Origin of the sequence: Pseudomonas sp. GM79 (genome assembly GCF_000282495.1) — a bacterium.
Taxonomy (GTDB): Bacteria; Pseudomonadota; Gammaproteobacteria; order Pseudomonadales; family Pseudomonadaceae; genus Aquipseudomonas.
In genome coordinates this window covers 1-14,628 of the sequence record NZ_AKJE01000045.1, presented here as the reverse complement: position 1 = coordinate 14,628, position 14,628 = coordinate 1, and the positions used below count along the sequence as shown (strand labels likewise).

Sequence of the window (14,628 nt, the reverse complement as noted above, 5' to 3'; positions counted from 1 at the left end):
CGGCAGGTAACCGCCGGTCAGGGCCTTGGACAGGCAGAGGAAATCCGGGCGGATGCCGGCCTGTTCGCAGGCGAACATCGTTCCGGTGCGACCGAAACCGACGGCGATTTCATCGTGGATCAGGTGAACGCCATAACGATCACAGGCGTCGCGCAGCAACTTCAGGTACACCGGGTGGTACATGCGCATGCCGCCAGCGCCCTGAATCAGCGGCTCCAGAATCACCGCGGCCACGGTGTCGTGGTTGTCGGCCAGGGTCTGCTCCATGGCGGCGAACATGTTGCGCGAGTGTTCTTCCCAGCTCATGCCCTCGGGGCGCAGGTAGCAATCGGGGCTTGGCACCTTGATGGTGTCCATCAGCAGGGCTTTGTAGGTTTCGGTAAACAGCGGCACGTCGCCCACCGCCATCGCCGCCATGGTCTCGCCGTGGTAGCCATTGGTCAGGGTGACGAAGCGCTTTTTGTTCGGCTGGCCGCGGTTGAGCCAGTAGTGAAAGCTCATTTTCAGCGCGACTTCGATGCACGACGAACCGTTATCGGCGTAGAAGCACCGGGTCAGGCCTTCGGGCGTCATCTTTACCAGGCGCTCCGACAGTTCGATCACCGGCTGATGGCTGAAACCGGCGAGGATCACGTGTTCCAGCTGATCGACCTGATCCTTGATGCGCTGGTTGATTCGCGGGTTGGCGTGGCCGAACACGTTGACCCACCAGGAGCTGACAGCGTCGAGGTAGCGTTTGCCTTCGAAGTCTTCCAGCCAGACACCTTCACCGCGCTTGATCGGGATCAGCGGCAGCTGTTCGTGGTCTTTCATCTGGGTGCAGGGATGCCACAACACCGCGAGATCGCGTTCCATCCACTGTTTATTCAGGCCCATTTTCTGTCTCCTCGAGGCTACCCGTGACGTAGGCGGGTAAACAATCGCGCAAGCCTATGCAATGCGCGTCATCGGGACAACCCATTGTGTCGATTGAGCTACTTTGTATAGGACGATAGACGTTGCTGGCGGCGTTTTGATGGCTGACGTATTCTTCGCGGTTCTTTGAGTCGTCTGACTCGTAAAACCGCTATTTCCTCGTGTATTTCCGGAGTTCGCTGAATGTCTGCTGGTTGGCTGCGCGCCTGTGCGCTGGTGATGTTGGGGCTGTTCAGCGTTTCGGCGCTGGCCAAGGATAAAACGGTGATCGTGGTCGGCGGCGGGCTTTCGGGCCTCACCGCGGCGTACGAGCTGCAGAACAAAGGCTGGCAGGTCACCCTGCTGGAAGCCAAACCGACGTTGGGCGGTCGCTCCGGCATGGCCACCAGTGAGTGGATCGGCAACGACAAGACCCAACCGGTGCTGAACAAGTACGTCTCGACGTTCAAGCTGACCACCACGCCAGCCCCTGAATTCGTGCGGACTCCGAGCTACCTGATCGACGGTGAATATTTCACCGCCGCCGATCTGGCGACTAAACAGCCGGCCACCGCCGAGGCACTGAAACGCTACGAAAAGACCCTGGATGATCTGGCGCGTTCGATCGAAGACCCGCAGAACCCGGCCGCCAACAGCACGCTGTTCGCCCTGGACCAGATCAACGTGTCCAACTGGCTCGATCGCTTGAATCTGCCAGCCACTGCGCGTCAGTTGGTGAATCAGCAGATTCGTACCCGCTATGACGAACCTTCGCGCCTGTCGCTGCTGTACTTCGCACAACAGAGCCGCGTCTACCGTGGCGTTGCCGACCGTGACCTGCGCGCTTCGCGTCTGCCTGGCGGCAGCCCGGTGCTGGCCCAGGCCTTCGTCAAACAACTGAAAACCATCAAGACCAGCTCGCCGGTTTCGTCCATTACTCAAGACAAGGACGGCGTGACTGTGAAGGTCGGCAGTGTTGGCTATCAGGCGGACTACGTTGTGCTGGCCGTGCCGTTGCGGGCACTGAACAAGATTCAGATGACCCCGGCGCTGGATGCTCAGCACCTGGGCGCCATCAAAGGCACCAACTACGGCTGGCGTGACCAGATCATGCTGAAGTTCAAGACGCCAGTGTGGGAAAGCAAGGCGCGCATGTCCGGCGAGATCTACAGCAACACCGGCCTGGGCATGTTGTGGGTCGAGCCGGCCCTGAAAGGCGGCGCCAATGTGGTGATCAACCTGTCCGGCGACAATGCGCGCGTGATGCAGGCCTTCGGCGACAAGCAGATGGTCGATCAGGTACTGATTCGTCTGCACGCGTTTTATCCACAGGCACGCGGTTCGTTCACCGGTTATGAAATCCGTCGCTACAGCACCGACCCGTCGATGGGTGGCGCTTACCTGGCCTTCGGCCCGGGCCAGATCAGCAAGTACTGGCGCCTGTGGGAGCGTCCGCTGCAACGTGTAGCCTTTGCCGGCGAACACACCGACGCCTTGTACCCAGGCACTCTGGAAGGCGCATTGCGCACCGGTCAGCGTGCAGCCAGTCAGGTAGAAGACCTGGCGGCAGGCAAATCGTTTGAGCCGGCGAAAGTTGTTCCGGCGGCGACCGCAGCAGCGGCAGGTGCAGTGGCGGCGAAGAAAGGCAACTTCTTCACCAACCTGTTCGGCGGTTCTGACGACAAACCGGAACCGGCCAAGGCGCCAGTACCCGCGGCACCGGTTGCTCCGGCACCCGCGCCAGTACCTGCGCCGACTCCAGCGCCAGCACCGGTTGAGGCGCCGAAACCTGCGGCACCGGTGAAAGCAGAGCCTGCCAGGAAAGTGCCGGTCAAAGCGCCAGTGAAAAAGCCTGCTGCCAAAACCGAGTCCAAAAAAGCCCCGGTCAAAGCGACGGTGAAAAAGACTGAGCCGGTGAAGAAGCCAGCGGTCAATACTGCTGCGAAGACCCCGGCGACGACTGAAACCAAGACGCAGTAAGTTCTGGAATCAAAAAAAGCGCGGCAGTGATGCCCAATGCCTGTCAGTTAAGCGCAATCCATGTGGGAGCGGGCTTGCTCGCGAAGACGGCGGCACAGTCAACATTGATGTCGCCTGATACGCCGCTTTCGCGAGCAAGCCCGCTCCCACAGGTTCCGCGCCTTAACTGACCGGCATTGGACAGTGATGCCGCGCTTTTTTTATGTCTTGCGTAGGTCGCTGCTGATTTTTCTTTGACGCTAAGCTAGATCGACACTATGGACTTCGTCGCTTTGGTAGTCGCTGACATAGGCATGGTTATGTTGATCAAGAACCATGTCATACGGTTCGGAAGCACCAGGGATGGGCACCCGGCGAACAATTTCATACGTGGCGGTATTAATTTCCACGACCTCTTTTTTGATTTGATCAACGGCATAAGCGTTTTTTTCGCCGAACACTATTTTCCCTTCGCAAGTCACAAAATCGAAATGCCTGGTGGTCGATAACTTAGGGTCCAGTACGGTCAGTTTTTGAGCGTCCAGACACACGATATACACTTCTTGGTCGTCGGGACTGACGGTAACTGCTGACGGATACCTTTCGGTTTTGATGATATCGAGGACTTTGAAAGTCTTGCTGCTGATGATCGTTAGTGCGTCCTGATAAGGGCCATCAGGAGAGTTCGTGCTGGAAATATAAAGACGCGAATCGTCCTGGCTGATATCCACACTTATGGAGGGAGAGGGCAATCCTCTCACTCTGCTCACCGCATAAGTGCGGGTATCGATAATTGCCAGCCACTCTTTATTTTGTCGAACGGTGACGTAAACATGCTTGCCGTCTCGGCTCACGACGATTCCCCGAGGATATTTTCCCACCGTGACGTGACCCACCTTATAGGTTTTGGTATCAATAACCGAAACCGAACTTGACCCGTAGTTGGTCACATAAGCTCTTTTCCCTCCATGGGCAAGGACGATGTTTTGGGGGTAATGCTCGACGGCGATGGTGTGGATTACCTTTCTGTTCCGGGTGTTGATCACTGACACATTGCCTGAAATGTAATTGCAAACAAAAACCCGTGATCCATCGTTGTTGATGGCTATCCCTCGCGGCCCTGCCCCTACGGGTATCGAATTGGATAGGTTGCGCGTAGTCGCGGGGGATGAACTCGAATGGTGACTCATGGTAGAACTCCTGTTCAGACGCTCGGACAAACGCCCGAGATCAGGTTCATCAATGACCTGCAATGTTGGCTACTATCAGATATGACAGTTCTGACGAGTGGTAAAGGCTTTTTTTAAGTGGGAATGGGGATGGCATTTGTAGGTTTTTTCGTTCGGTTAACACTCTCTTAACATCTCGACCGCAAGGTCTTGATCGTATTTCTCGATATTTCAGAGCGAAATTTTCCGCTTTAAATCGATAGATAACTCGATAGTCTTGGGCGCAGTTCTTACAGGATTTGGGCAATGCAACTACGTAACTCTTCTTCCCGCTACGGTTGGATCAGCATCTTCATGCATTGGGGTGTGGCGCTCGCGGTCTATGGTCTGTTTGCGTTGGGGTTGTGGATGGTGGGTCTGGACTACTACAGCGCCTGGCGCAAAGATGCGCCGGATCTGCACAAGAGCATTGGCCTGCTGTTGTTCGCGGTCATGTTGCTGCGGGTGTTGTGGCGCTTCATCAGTCCACCGCCACCGGCCCTGCAAAGTTATAGCCGCATGACGCGTCTTGGTGCCGTGTTCGGCCATGCCTTCCTCTATCTCGCGCTGTTCGCTGTGATGATTGCCGGTTACCTGATTTCCACCGCAGACGGTGTCGGGATCCCGGTGTTTGGCTTGTTTGAAGTGCCTGCACTGGTTTCCGGACTACCGGACCAGGCGGACACCGCTGGTGTGATCCATTTGTACCTGGCCTGGGCGCTGGTAATTTTTTCCGGCCTCCATGCGTTGGCAGCATTGAAACACCACTTTATCGATCGTGATGCGACCCTGACACGAATGCTGGGTCGCAAAGCCTGATGTTCTACCTCGACTCCAAAGGAATAGAAAGCATGTTGAAAAAGACGCTCGCCGCCCTGGCAATCGGTTCTGCTCTGCTGTCCGCTAACGTAATGGCGGCCGATTACGTTGTCGACAAAGAAGGCCAACACGCCTTCGTTGATTTCAAGATCAGCCACCTGGGTTACAGCTACATCACCGGTACCTTCAAGGACATCGATGGCAAGTTCAGCTTTGACGCTGCCAAGCCTGAAGACAGCAAGATCGAGTTCAATGTGCGCACCGCCAGCGTGTTCACTAATCACGCCGAACGCGACAAGCACATCTCCAGCGGTGACTTCCTGAACGTGGGCAAATTCGCCGACGCCAAGTTCGTTTCCACCAGCGTCAAATCCACCGGCAAAAACGCCGCTGGCAAAGACACTGCCGACGTAACCGGTAACCTGACCTTGCTGGGTGTGACCAAGCCAATCGTGGTCAAAGCCACCTTCCTGGGTGAAGGCAAGGATCCATGGGGCGGCTACCGTGCCGGCTTCGAAGGCACCACCAGCATCAAGCGCTCCGATTTCGGCAAGCAGAAAGACCTGGGCCCAGCGTCCGACGCAGTCGAGCTGTACGTTACGTTTGAAGGTGTGAAAGCGAAGTGAAATTCGCTGCTTGAACAAAAACGCCCCTGATCTCGCGATCCGGGGCGTTTTTTATTGGCGGGCAAAATCTGCACGGCAATGCAAATCCAATGTGGGAGCGGGCTTGCTCGCGAATGCGGTCGAGCATTCAGCATTAATGTCAACTGAACCACCGCCTTCGCGAGCAAGCCCGCTCCCACAGGTTTTTTCGTCAGCCAGAAAAAATGCCCCGGATCGTGAGGTCCGGGGCATTTTTCATGGCTTTTAAAAACTCAGCGATTGCGGGTCAGCAAGGCTGGTTTTTCGCCGCGTGGACGGCCTGGCAGTTGATCCAGTTGCTCAGGTGTCGGGAAGCGATCGCTTTTCGACTCCTTGTGAATGATCTTCGGTGCCGGGCCCCGCGGGTTCTGCACGGCCGGTTCCGAACGAGGCTGTTCGTCACGGGCCGGGCGGCGGTTGCGGGACTCTTCGCGACGGGCCTGGCCGTCACGTGGAGCACCGTTGCGTGGGCCGTTGCGCTTGGCTGGCGGTGTGCCAGTGGTTGCGCCGCTGCTGCTGCGCGGACCATTTTGGCGACCTTGTGGCTGACCGGTGCGCGGAGCGCCTGCGCCTTGTGCCGGAGCGCCCGGACGGCGGCCACGGCCCTGAGCCGGTTTGGCTTGAGGCACGTAATCGACGCGGTTACCGAAGTTATCGACATCGTCGTCCAGGAACTCGTCCGGAGCACGGTCAGCGGCGGCGCGAGGTGCCGGACGCTGTTGCTCACGGGCCGGGGTGCCTTCGCGAGGCTTGTGTTCACGGGCAGGGCGATCGCCACGGCCAGTGGCAGCAGGTTTTTCCTTGCCGCCCTTGTCCTTGCCTTTGTCTTTACGACCGCCACCACCACCGCTGCCGTTCGGACCATCGCCGCGCGGGCCACGTGGGTTGCGCGGGTTACGCACATCCGGACGCTCGCGGACTTCAGGTTTCTCGGCTTCCACAGCGCTGGAGTCGAAGCCCATCAGGTTGCCGTCGGCAATCTTCTGCTTGGTCATGCGCTCGATGCTTTTGAGCAGCTTTTCTTCGTCCGGAGCGACCAGCGAGATCGCCTCGCCCGAACGACCGGCGCGGCCGGTACGGCCGATACGGTGTACGTAATCTTCGTCGACGTTCGGCAGTTCGAAGTTGACCACGTGAGGCAACTGGTCGATGTCCAGGCCGCGAGCGGCGATGTCGGTGGCGACCAGGATGCGCACTTCACCGGCCTTGAAGTCGGCCAGGGCTTTGGTGCGGGCGTTCTGGCTCTTGTTGCCGTGGATGGCGACGGCGGTGAGGCCGTGTTTGTCCAGGTACTCGGCCAGGCGGTTGGCGCCGTGCTTGGTGCGGGTGAACACCAGCACCTGTTCCCAAGCGCCAGCGGTGATCAGGTGCGCCAGCAGCGAACGCTTGTGGTTGGCAGGCAGACGGAATACGCGCTGTTCGATCCGCTCGACCGTGGTGTTCGGCGGCGTGACTTCGATGCGTTCCGGGTTGTGCAGCAGCTTGCCGGCGAGGTCGGTGATGTCTTTGGAGAATGTCGCCGAGAACAGCAGGTTCTGGCGTTTGCTCGGCAGGCGGGCGAGGACCTTTTTCACGTCATGGACAAAGCCCATGTCGAGCATGCGGTCGGCTTCGTCCAGCACGAGGATTTCCACGTGGGACAAGTCGACGCTGCCTTGGCCGGCGAGGTCGAGCAGGCGACCGGGGCAGGCCACCAGCACGTCGACACCGCGGGACATGGCCTGAACCTGTGGGTTCATGCCGACGCCGCCGAAGATGCAGGCGCTGACGAATTTCAGGTCACGGGCATAGACCTTGAAGCTCTCGTGCACCTGGGCCGCGAGTTCGCGGGTTGGGGTCAGGACCAGTACGCGCGGTTGGCGCGGGCCGTGACGCTGGGATTTGTCCGGGTGACCGTTGGGGAACAACCGCTCCAGAATCGGGAGGGCGAAACCACCGGTTTTACCAGTACCTGTCTGTGCCGCAACCATCAGGTCGCGACCTTGCAACACGGCGGGAATGGCCCGCTGTTGCACCGGAGTAGGCTCGGTATAGCCCGCTGCCTCGATGGCGCGGACTAAAGCCTCGGAGAGACCGAGGGAAGCAAAGGACATGAGTAATCCTGTTTTAGTTAGGGCTTGGCCCAATGGGAGTCTTGCCTGGCGCGAATCGCGTTTAAGAGGACGCAATCCCGTCCGGTCCTGCTGGGCCTCGAAGGCTCGTCTGGAGCGCTCGCGCGGGCTGAAAAGCTGCGCTGTAGCGGGATCGAGATGCCTTGAACAAGTCCGAGCGTCCGGGCGTGAGCCTGGCGGGAAGGCCGGAGTATAACAGAGCAATCACTGCGCGCCGCTTTCCTGCTGCTCAACGGTTTTTCCGCCGGTTGCGGTGGCGCTGGCGGCCCGTGCTTCGGGGGCCGGGCTGGCGCCATAGCGGGCGCTCAGTTCAGCGTAGGCTGGCTCGCGCTTGAAGCGCTTGAGCTCGGCACCGAAACGCTGCACCAACAAATCCATCCCGGCATTGCGGCGTACCGCCAGAAACTGGCTTTGCTGGCTGATGATGAGCGGGTTCTCGGTGATTTTGTCGCGGATGTTCAGTTGATCGAGCAAATGCTGGCCAACCCGGCGATCAGTGATCAGCAGGTCGATGCGCCCGCGCACCAGTTTGCCGAAGTTGGCTTCATGGGTGGGTGCCGGCTCTTGGGTGAACAGCGTCGATTCGCTGAAGTCTTTGCTGTACAGGTAGCCCGGCGAGGTGCCGATGGTCAGGCCTTTCAGATCGTCCAGGGTGCGAAATGGATAGGGTCGCTCGTTGGCATAGAACATTACGAATTCGACTTGCGAGAGCGGTTCGCTGGGGTAGAGCAGGGTCGCGTCGCGTTCAGCGCTGTGGAAGATATCCAGCACGCCATCTGCCTGGCCTTGCTCAAGCATCGACAGGCAGCGTTTCCATGGCAGGAACTGCCATTCCACGTCGATTCCGAGGCGTTTGAAGACAGTGGCGGTGGTTTCATAGTCAAGCCCCAAAGACTTGCCGTTTTCCTCGTACACGTAAGGTGCCCAGGGTTCGGTGACAATACGCAGCTTCTCGCCCCGAGCGGTGAGGCTCAGGCAAGTGAACAGAAGCACGGTCAGTAACTGAGTGATCAGGGGCATGGATTGAGATTACGACGAGAAATCATAAAGAGCCAGAAACCGGATCCAGAAGCTCTATCTCAGGATATGACTGCACAATAAAGGGGCGCCGCAAAGCAAAAGATCGCAGCCTTCGGCAGCTCCTACAGGGGGATACGTACCTCTGTAGGCGCTGCCGAAGGCTGCGATCTTTTGATCTTGCTTTAACGACGATTAACGCGGCAACTTCAGGTTGTTCCACACCGCCAGACTCGGCTCAGCCTGGTTCAGCGTGTAGAAATGCAGCCCTGGAGCGCCACCTTGCAGCAGGCGTTCGCACATCTCGGTGATGACGTGCTCACCAAAGCCTTGAATGCTCTGGGTGTCGTCGCCGTAGGCTTCCAGTTGCTTGCGGATCCAGCGCGGGATTTCCGCACCGCAAGCATCAGAAAAGCGCGCCAGCTTGCTGTAGTTGGTGATCGGCATGATCCCCGGCACGATCGGGATGTTCACACCCTTGGCCCGTACACGCTCGACGAAGTAGAAATAACTGTCGGCGTTGAAGAAGTACTGGGTGATCGCACTGTTGGCGCCGGCGTTAGCCTTGCGCACGAAGTTGTTGAGATCGTCTTCAAAGTTGCGCGCTTGCGGATGCATCTCCGGGTAAGCGGCGACTTCGATGTGGAAATGATCGCCAGTCTCTTCACGAATGAATTCAACCAGGTCATTGGCGTGACGCATCTCGCCGCTGGCCATGCCCATGCCCGAGGGCAGGTCACCGCGAAGCGCAACGATACGCTTGATGCCGGCTGCCTTGTATTGGCTCAGCAGGCCGCGCAGGTCGTCCTTGCTGTCGCCCACGCAAGACAAATGCGGTGCGGCAGGGACTTTGACTTCGCTTTCAAGCTGCAACACGGTGTTGAGGGTGCGATCACGGGTCGAACCGCCAGCGCCGTAGGTGCAGGAGAAGAAGTCGGGATTGAAGGTCGCCAGGTGACGGGCAGTGGCGATCAGTTTTTCATGCCCAGCATCGGTCTTCGTCGGGAAGAATTCGAAACTGTAGCGACGGTCTTGGGACATGGTCATATCCTTGGAAGCACGTAAGCCGGACGCTTGCACATCCCAATGTGGGAGCGGGCTTGCTCGCGAAGGCGGCGGGTCAGACGACATTAATGTTGAATGTTAAACCGCCTTCGCGAGCAAGCCCGCTCCCACAAGGGAGAGCAGGCAGCAGGACCAATCAGTAGCGGTAAGCGTGCGGCTTGAACGGGCCTTCGACGGTCACGCCGATGTAGTCAGCCTGTTGCTTGGTCAGTTGAGTGACCACGCCACCGAAACCGCGGACCATTTCCAGGGCCACTTCTTCGTCGAGTTTCTTCGGCAGTACTTCAACGGTCAGACGCTCGGCTTTCTGGGCTGGCGACAGGTCGGCGTACTTCTGGCCGAACAGGAAGATCTGCGCCAGAACCTGGTTGGCGAACGAACCGTCCATGATGCGGCTTGGGTGGCCAGTGGCGTTGCCCAGGTTAACCAGACGGCCTTCGGCCAGCAGGATCAGGTAGTCGTCGTTCTGAGCGTCGAAAGCGCCCGGGCCGGTACGGTGAACCTTGTGAACCTGTGGCTTCACTTCTTCCCATGCCCAGTTCTTGCGCATGAAAGCGGTGTCGATTTCGTTGTCGAAGTGACCGATGTTGCAGACCACAGCGCGCTTCTTCAGGGCTTTGAGCATGTTTGCGTCGCAAACATTGACGTTGCCGGTGGTGGTCACGATCAGGTCGATCTTGCCCAGCAGCGCTTTGTCGATGCTTGCTTCGGTACCGTTGTTGATACCGTCGATGAACGGCGAAACCAGTTCGAAACCGTCCATGCAGGCTTGCATGGCGCAGATCGGGTCGACTTCGGACACTTTAACGATCATGCCTTCCTGACGCAGGGACTGGGCCGAGCCCTTGCCCACGTCACCGTAACCGATGACCAGCGCTTGCTTGCCGGACAGCAGGTGGTCGGTGCCGCGCTTGATCGCATCGTTCAGACTGTGACGGCAGCCGTACTTGTTGTCGTTCTTGCTCTTGGTCACCGAGTCGTTGACGTTGATGGCCGGGATTTTCAGCTCGCCCTTGGCCAGCATGTCCAGCAGACGGTGAACGCCGGTGGTGGTTTCTTCAGTGACGCCGTGGACGCGGTCCAGGATCGCCGGGTATTTCTTGTGCAGCAGCTCGGTCAGGTCGCCGCCGTCGTCGAGGATCATGTTGGCATCCCAAGGCGCGCCATCTTTGAGGATGGTTTGCTCCAGGCACCACTCGTACTCTTCTTCAGTCTCGCCTTTCCAGGCGAAAACCGGGATACCGGCAGCAGCGATAGCGGCAGCGGCCTGGTCTTGAGTCGAGAAAATGTTGCAGGACGACCAACGCACTTCGGCACCCAGGGCAACCAGGGTTTCGATCAGCACGGCAGTCTGAATGGTCATGTGGATGCAGCCGAGAATCTTCGCGCCTTTGAGCGGCTGCTCGGCGGAGTACTTGCGGCGCAGACCCATCAGGGCGGGCATTTCGGATTCGGCGATGATGGTTTCGCGACGGCCCCAGGCAGCCAGGGACATGTCGGCGACTTTGTAATCGTTAAAATCTACAGGCGTGATAACAGCGCTCATGATGAGCCTCCATTCGTAATGTATGCGAATGGGCGCCGTTGTGCGTTTAGTGTCTGGCCGTGGCCAGTCAACGCCCCATCCGAGCCTGACAGGTCGAACCTGCTGCAGCGCCCCTCGGACAGGTGGCGGGAAAACGGTAGGAGCCGTTTTGAAATCGGCGGTGATTATAGCTTTCTTTATCCGGCTAGTGGCAAGTGACAAGCTACAAGCGGCAAGCAAACGCAGATCGGCTTTTAACTTGCAGCTTGTCGCTTAAAACTTGAAGCTGGGGCTATAACCCTATCGCTCAAACAACTCAACCTCGGAGCCCCCATGAATTTCCACACCCGCAAATGGGTAAAACCCGAAGACCTCAACCCCAACGGCACGCTGTTCGGCGGCAGCCTGTTGCGCTGGATTGACGAAGAAGCAGCGATCTATGCCATCGTCCAGTTGGGCAATCAGCGTGTGGTCACCAAGTACATTTCCGAAATCAACTTCGTCAGTGCCTCGCGCCAGGGCGACATCATCGAACTGGGCATCACCGCCACCGAATTCGGTCGCACCTCGATCACGCTGACTTGCGAAGTGCGCAACAAGATCACCCGCAAGAGCATCCTGACGGTGGAGAAGATGGTTTTCGTGAACCTGGGCGAAGACGGCCTGCCCGCGCCGCACGGCCGGACCGAGATCAGGTACGTCAAAGACCAGTTCAAGGATGATGACATCGGCGGGTGAAATCGGCGGTGCGGCCTTCGCGAGCAAGCCCGCTCCCACATTTGATCCTCAGCGGACAGAGACTTTGTGCACGACAGAGATCCAGTGTGGGAGCGGGCTTGCTCGCGAAAGCGGTCTATCGGTCAGAGATGATTTAACGGATCACTGAACAGCTCCGAACCCCACGTGTCGTAATTAAACGACCCACCACTGGTTCAGGAGTTTTATGGACACGCCCCAAGACGGCAAGACCCCGGACCTCTCGGCGCAAGAACAGCGCGAGGTCGACAAGAACCAGCCACCGCGCGCGGCGGTGCTGCACGAAATCATTCGCACCCAAGGTAATCAGGAACTCGAGCGTAGCGTTGCGGCGCTGTGGTGGTCGGCCCTGGCTGCGGGCTTGACCATGGGCTTGTCACTGATGGGCATGGGGCTGCTGAACTCGCGTCTGCCGGACGGCGAAGGCTTCAAGGTGATCGCCAGTTTCGGTTACTGCGCAGGTTTTCTCGCTGTGATTCTCGCCCGTCAGCAACTCTTCACCGAGAACACCCTGACGGCCGTATTGCCGATCATGAGCAAGCCTACGCTGGGTAATTTCGGTCGGTTGTTTCGGCTGTGGTCGGTGGTTTTGGTGGGCAACCTTTGCGGCACCTTGCTGGTGGCGTATGTGATGCTGCATCTGCCGATTTTCGACACCAAGACCGATCTGGCCTTCCTCGATATCGGGCGCAAGGTCATGGAGAACGATGCCGGCAAAATGTTCGCCAAAGGCATTATCTCTGGCTGGATGATCGCCACCATGGTCTGGATGATCCCGTCCATGGAAAGCGCCAAGATGTGGATCATCATCCTCATCACCTATTTCATGGCGCTGGGAGACTTCACCCACATCGTGGTTGGATCGGTCGAGGTATCGTATCTGGTGTTTGCCGGCGAGTTGCCCTGGAAGGATTTCTGGCTGGTGTTCGCAGGACCCACGCTGGTGGGGAACATCATCGGCGGCAGTTTTATCTTCGCACTGATCAGTCACGCGCAGATTCGCAGTGAAAGCGGGCCGCCGAAGACCTCTGCGCAGCGGAACCAGGAGCCCGAACCGCAGAAGATCAAAAAATGAAGGGTAAAAGTACCTGATGCCAGTCAGGCGCGAAACCTGTGGGAGCGGGCTTGCCCGCGAAGGCGGTGTGTCAGGCGACATCAATCTTGACTGTGCCGCCGCCTTCGCGAGCAAGCTCGCTCCCACATGGATTGCGCTTAGCCGGACACATTGACCGCGACAGCACTGCGACGCTGCAGGTAGATGAAAAACAACGCCGTCAGTACCGTCAACCCACTGACCAATGCGCCGGTCCACGGCAAGTCCGCCAGATCCGCGCCACTGGCTACAACCAGCCCGCCAATCCACGCACCGGCTGCGTTGCCGAGATTGAATGCACTTTGATTCAGCGTCGACCCGAGGTTCGGCGCTTCATGAGCCTGATCGATGATCAGCAATTGCAGGATCGGGCACAGCGCAAACGCGAAGATGCCCCACAACACCAGCGTGATCGCCGCCGGGATCACTGAGTGACTGGTCTGACTGAAAGCGGCCAGCACGACGACCACCGCCAGTGCCATACCCACCAGAGAAGGCAGCAAACGACTGTCCGCCAATCGGCCGCCAAGCATGCTGCCCGCCGTCAGACCGACCCCGAACAACAGCAACATGATCGTCACGCCATGCGGGCTGACACCGGTGATGTCTTGCAGGATTGGCGCGATATAGGTGAATACGCTGAACAGACTGGTGGACGCCAGCACGCTCATGCCCAGCGCCAGCAGTACGTTGACCTTGCCCAGCACTTTGAACTCGCTGGCCAGGTTGGCCTTGTCCATGGGGATTTCCTTGGGCAGCCAGACCCACTGTGCGATGGCCGCAATCACACCAATCACCGACACGGCCCAAAACGTCGAGCGCCAGCCAGCGTACTGCCCGAGCGCGGTGCCCAATGGGACGCCCAGCACGTTGGCCAGCGTCAGGCCGGTGAACATCATGGCAATCGCCTGGGCTCGTTTGTTCGGTGCCACCAGACCGGCAGCGACCACCGAGCCGATGCCGAAGAACGCACCATGGCACAGCGCGGTGATCACCCGCGCGGCCATCAAAGTGGCGTAGTTCGGCGCCAGGGCGCAGAGGATATTGCCGAGAATGAACATCAGCGTCATGCCCAGCAATGTGGCTTTGCGCGGCATGTTGGCGGTACCGACCGCGAGGATCGGCGCGCCGAACACCACGCCCAGGGCGTAACCGGTGATGAGCAGCCCCGCGTGAGGAATGCTCACGGCGAGGTCGCGGGCGACATCGGGCAGCAAGCCCATGATGACGAATTCGGTGGTGCCGATGCCGAAGGCGGCAACGGCCAGTGCAAGCAAGGCGAGTGGCATGCGCAAGGTCTCTGTCGGTAGTCTTGACGCTTTGATCAGGCATACGCAGGCCGACGACCGTTCTCGGTGAGAGCGGGCAGAGGCAGGAATTATTGGAATTAGTGTGTGCGCAACTGAGTGCGGCGTGGTCGCTTGCAGTATAAACAGCTGCGGACATATGGCGAATCAATTCTCTGCCCCGCTCCTGTAGGAGCTGCCGAAGGCTGCGATCTTTTGATTTTGCTTTTGGAAGATCAAAAGATCGCAGC

Annotated in this window: 12 protein-coding genes and 1 riboswitch; of the genes, 5 read left to right on the top strand and 7 right to left on the bottom strand. The window is 58.6% G+C overall.

The window, feature by feature from the left end; all coding sequences use genetic code 11:
- Positions 1 to 876: adenosylmethionine--8-amino-7-oxononanoate transaminase (gene bioA, locus PMI36_RS15405; protein ID WP_008071978.1), on the bottom strand; the 876-nt coding region annotated here is incomplete at its 3' end.
- Between the two features lie 222 nt (positions 877 to 1,098).
- Between bioA and PMI36_RS15410 the strand changes: the two genes are divergently transcribed.
- Entirely contained in the window at positions 1,099 to 2,874 is a 1,776-nt protein-coding gene (locus tag PMI36_RS15410) for an FAD-dependent oxidoreductase (RefSeq protein WP_008071976.1), read from the top strand.
- A gap of 239 nt (positions 2,875 to 3,113) precedes the next feature.
- Here PMI36_RS15410 and PMI36_RS15415 read toward each other — a convergent pair whose 3' ends face one another.
- Positions 3,114 to 4,043 (bottom strand): YncE family protein, encoded by a 930-nt coding sequence (locus PMI36_RS15415; protein WP_008071973.1) that lies wholly within the window; start codon positions 4,041 to 4,043, stop codon positions 3,114 to 3,116.
- A gap of 285 nt (positions 4,044 to 4,328) precedes the next feature.
- On the opposite strand from PMI36_RS15415, the gene PMI36_RS15420 reads away from it, so the two are divergent.
- Positions 4,329 to 4,880, top strand: coding sequence for a cytochrome b (locus tag PMI36_RS15420; protein WP_008071971.1), 552 nt, complete (start codon positions 4,329 to 4,331; stop codon positions 4,878 to 4,880).
- Between the two features lie 32 nt (positions 4,881 to 4,912).
- Entirely contained in the window at positions 4,913 to 5,506 is a 594-nt protein-coding gene (locus PMI36_RS15425; protein ID WP_032830398.1) for a YceI family protein, read from the top strand.
- 251 nt (positions 5,507 to 5,757) lie between these two features.
- On the opposite strand, the gene PMI36_RS15430 is transcribed toward PMI36_RS15425, so the two are convergent.
- The 4 genes from PMI36_RS15430 to ahcY all read right to left on the bottom strand — a co-directional run bounded on the left by PMI36_RS15430 (position 5,758) and on the right by ahcY (position 11,263).
- On the bottom strand, positions 5,758 to 7,617 hold the full coding sequence (locus tag PMI36_RS15430) for a DEAD/DEAH box helicase (protein WP_008071967.1): 1,860 nt from the start codon (positions 7,615 to 7,617) through the stop codon (positions 5,758 to 5,760).
- A 222-nt stretch (positions 7,618 to 7,839) separates the two neighbouring features.
- Complete coding sequence (locus tag PMI36_RS15435; RefSeq protein WP_008071965.1) at positions 7,840 to 8,655, bottom strand: substrate-binding periplasmic protein; 816 nt, start codon at positions 8,653 to 8,655, stop codon at positions 7,840 to 7,842.
- A gap of 192 nt (positions 8,656 to 8,847) precedes the next feature.
- Positions 8,848 to 9,693, bottom strand: coding sequence for a methylenetetrahydrofolate reductase [NAD(P)H] (metF, locus tag PMI36_RS15440; RefSeq protein ID WP_008071963.1), 846 nt, complete (start codon positions 9,691 to 9,693; stop codon positions 8,848 to 8,850).
- A gap of 160 nt (positions 9,694 to 9,853) precedes the next feature.
- Entirely contained in the window at positions 9,854 to 11,263 is a 1,410-nt protein-coding gene (ahcY, locus tag PMI36_RS15445) for an adenosylhomocysteinase (protein WP_007898042.1), read from the bottom strand.
- A 23-nt stretch (positions 11,264 to 11,286) separates the two neighbouring features.
- Positions 11,287 to 11,385: riboswitch (S-adenosyl-L-homocysteine riboswitch) on the bottom strand.
- 190 nt (positions 11,386 to 11,575) lie between these two features.
- Here ahcY and PMI36_RS15450 point away from each other — a divergent pair.
- Positions 11,576 to 11,980, top strand: a complete 405-nt coding sequence (locus tag PMI36_RS15450; protein WP_008071961.1) for an acyl-CoA thioesterase — start codon at positions 11,576 to 11,578, stop codon at positions 11,978 to 11,980.
- Between the two features lie 205 nt (positions 11,981 to 12,185).
- A complete protein-coding gene (locus PMI36_RS15455; RefSeq protein ID WP_008071959.1) occupies positions 12,186 to 13,073 on the top strand; it encodes a formate/nitrite transporter family protein in 888 nt (295 codons plus the stop codon).
- Between the two features lie 137 nt (positions 13,074 to 13,210).
- Here the strand turns inward: PMI36_RS15455 and PMI36_RS15460 are convergent, their stop codons facing one another.
- A complete protein-coding gene (locus tag PMI36_RS15460) occupies positions 13,211 to 14,380 on the bottom strand; it encodes an MFS transporter (RefSeq protein WP_008071958.1) in 1,170 nt (389 codons plus the stop codon).
- Between the last annotated feature and the right edge of the window lie 248 nt (positions 14,381 to 14,628).

Bases quoted from the DNA above. Each gene is read 5' to 3' on its own strand.
- PMI36_RS15420 (WP_008071971.1), top strand. From the start codon at position 4,329: ATGCAACTACGTAACTCTTCTTCCCGCTACGGTTGGATCAGCATCTTC.
- PMI36_RS15415 (WP_008071973.1), bottom strand. From the start codon at position 4,043: ATGAGTCACCATTCGAGTTCATCCCCCGCGACTACGCGCAACCTATCC.
- PMI36_RS15425 (WP_032830398.1), top strand. From the start codon at position 4,913: ATGTTGAAAAAGACGCTCGCCGCCCTGGCAATCGGTTCTGCTCTGCTG.
- PMI36_RS15450 (WP_008071961.1), top strand. From the start codon at position 11,576: ATGAATTTCCACACCCGCAAATGGGTAAAACCCGAAGACCTCAACCCC.
- PMI36_RS15435 (WP_008071965.1), bottom strand. From the start codon at position 8,655: ATGCCCCTGATCACTCAGTTACTGACCGTGCTTCTGTTCACTTGCCTG.
- PMI36_RS15460 (WP_008071958.1), bottom strand. From the start codon at position 14,380: ATGCCACTCGCCTTGCTTGCACTGGCCGTTGCCGCCTTCGGCATCGGC.
- ahcY (WP_007898042.1), bottom strand. From the start codon at position 11,263: ATGAGCGCTGTTATCACGCCTGTAGATTTTAACGATTACAAAGTCGCC.
- PMI36_RS15410 (WP_008071976.1), top strand. From the start codon at position 1,099: ATGTCTGCTGGTTGGCTGCGCGCCTGTGCGCTGGTGATGTTGGGGCTG.
- PMI36_RS15455 (WP_008071959.1), top strand. From the start codon at position 12,186: ATGGACACGCCCCAAGACGGCAAGACCCCGGACCTCTCGGCGCAAGAA.
- metF (WP_008071963.1), bottom strand. From the start codon at position 9,693: ATGTCCCAAGACCGTCGCTACAGTTTCGAATTCTTCCCGACGAAGACC.
- PMI36_RS15430 (WP_008071967.1), bottom strand. From the start codon at position 7,617: ATGTCCTTTGCTTCCCTCGGTCTCTCCGAGGCTTTAGTCCGCGCCATC.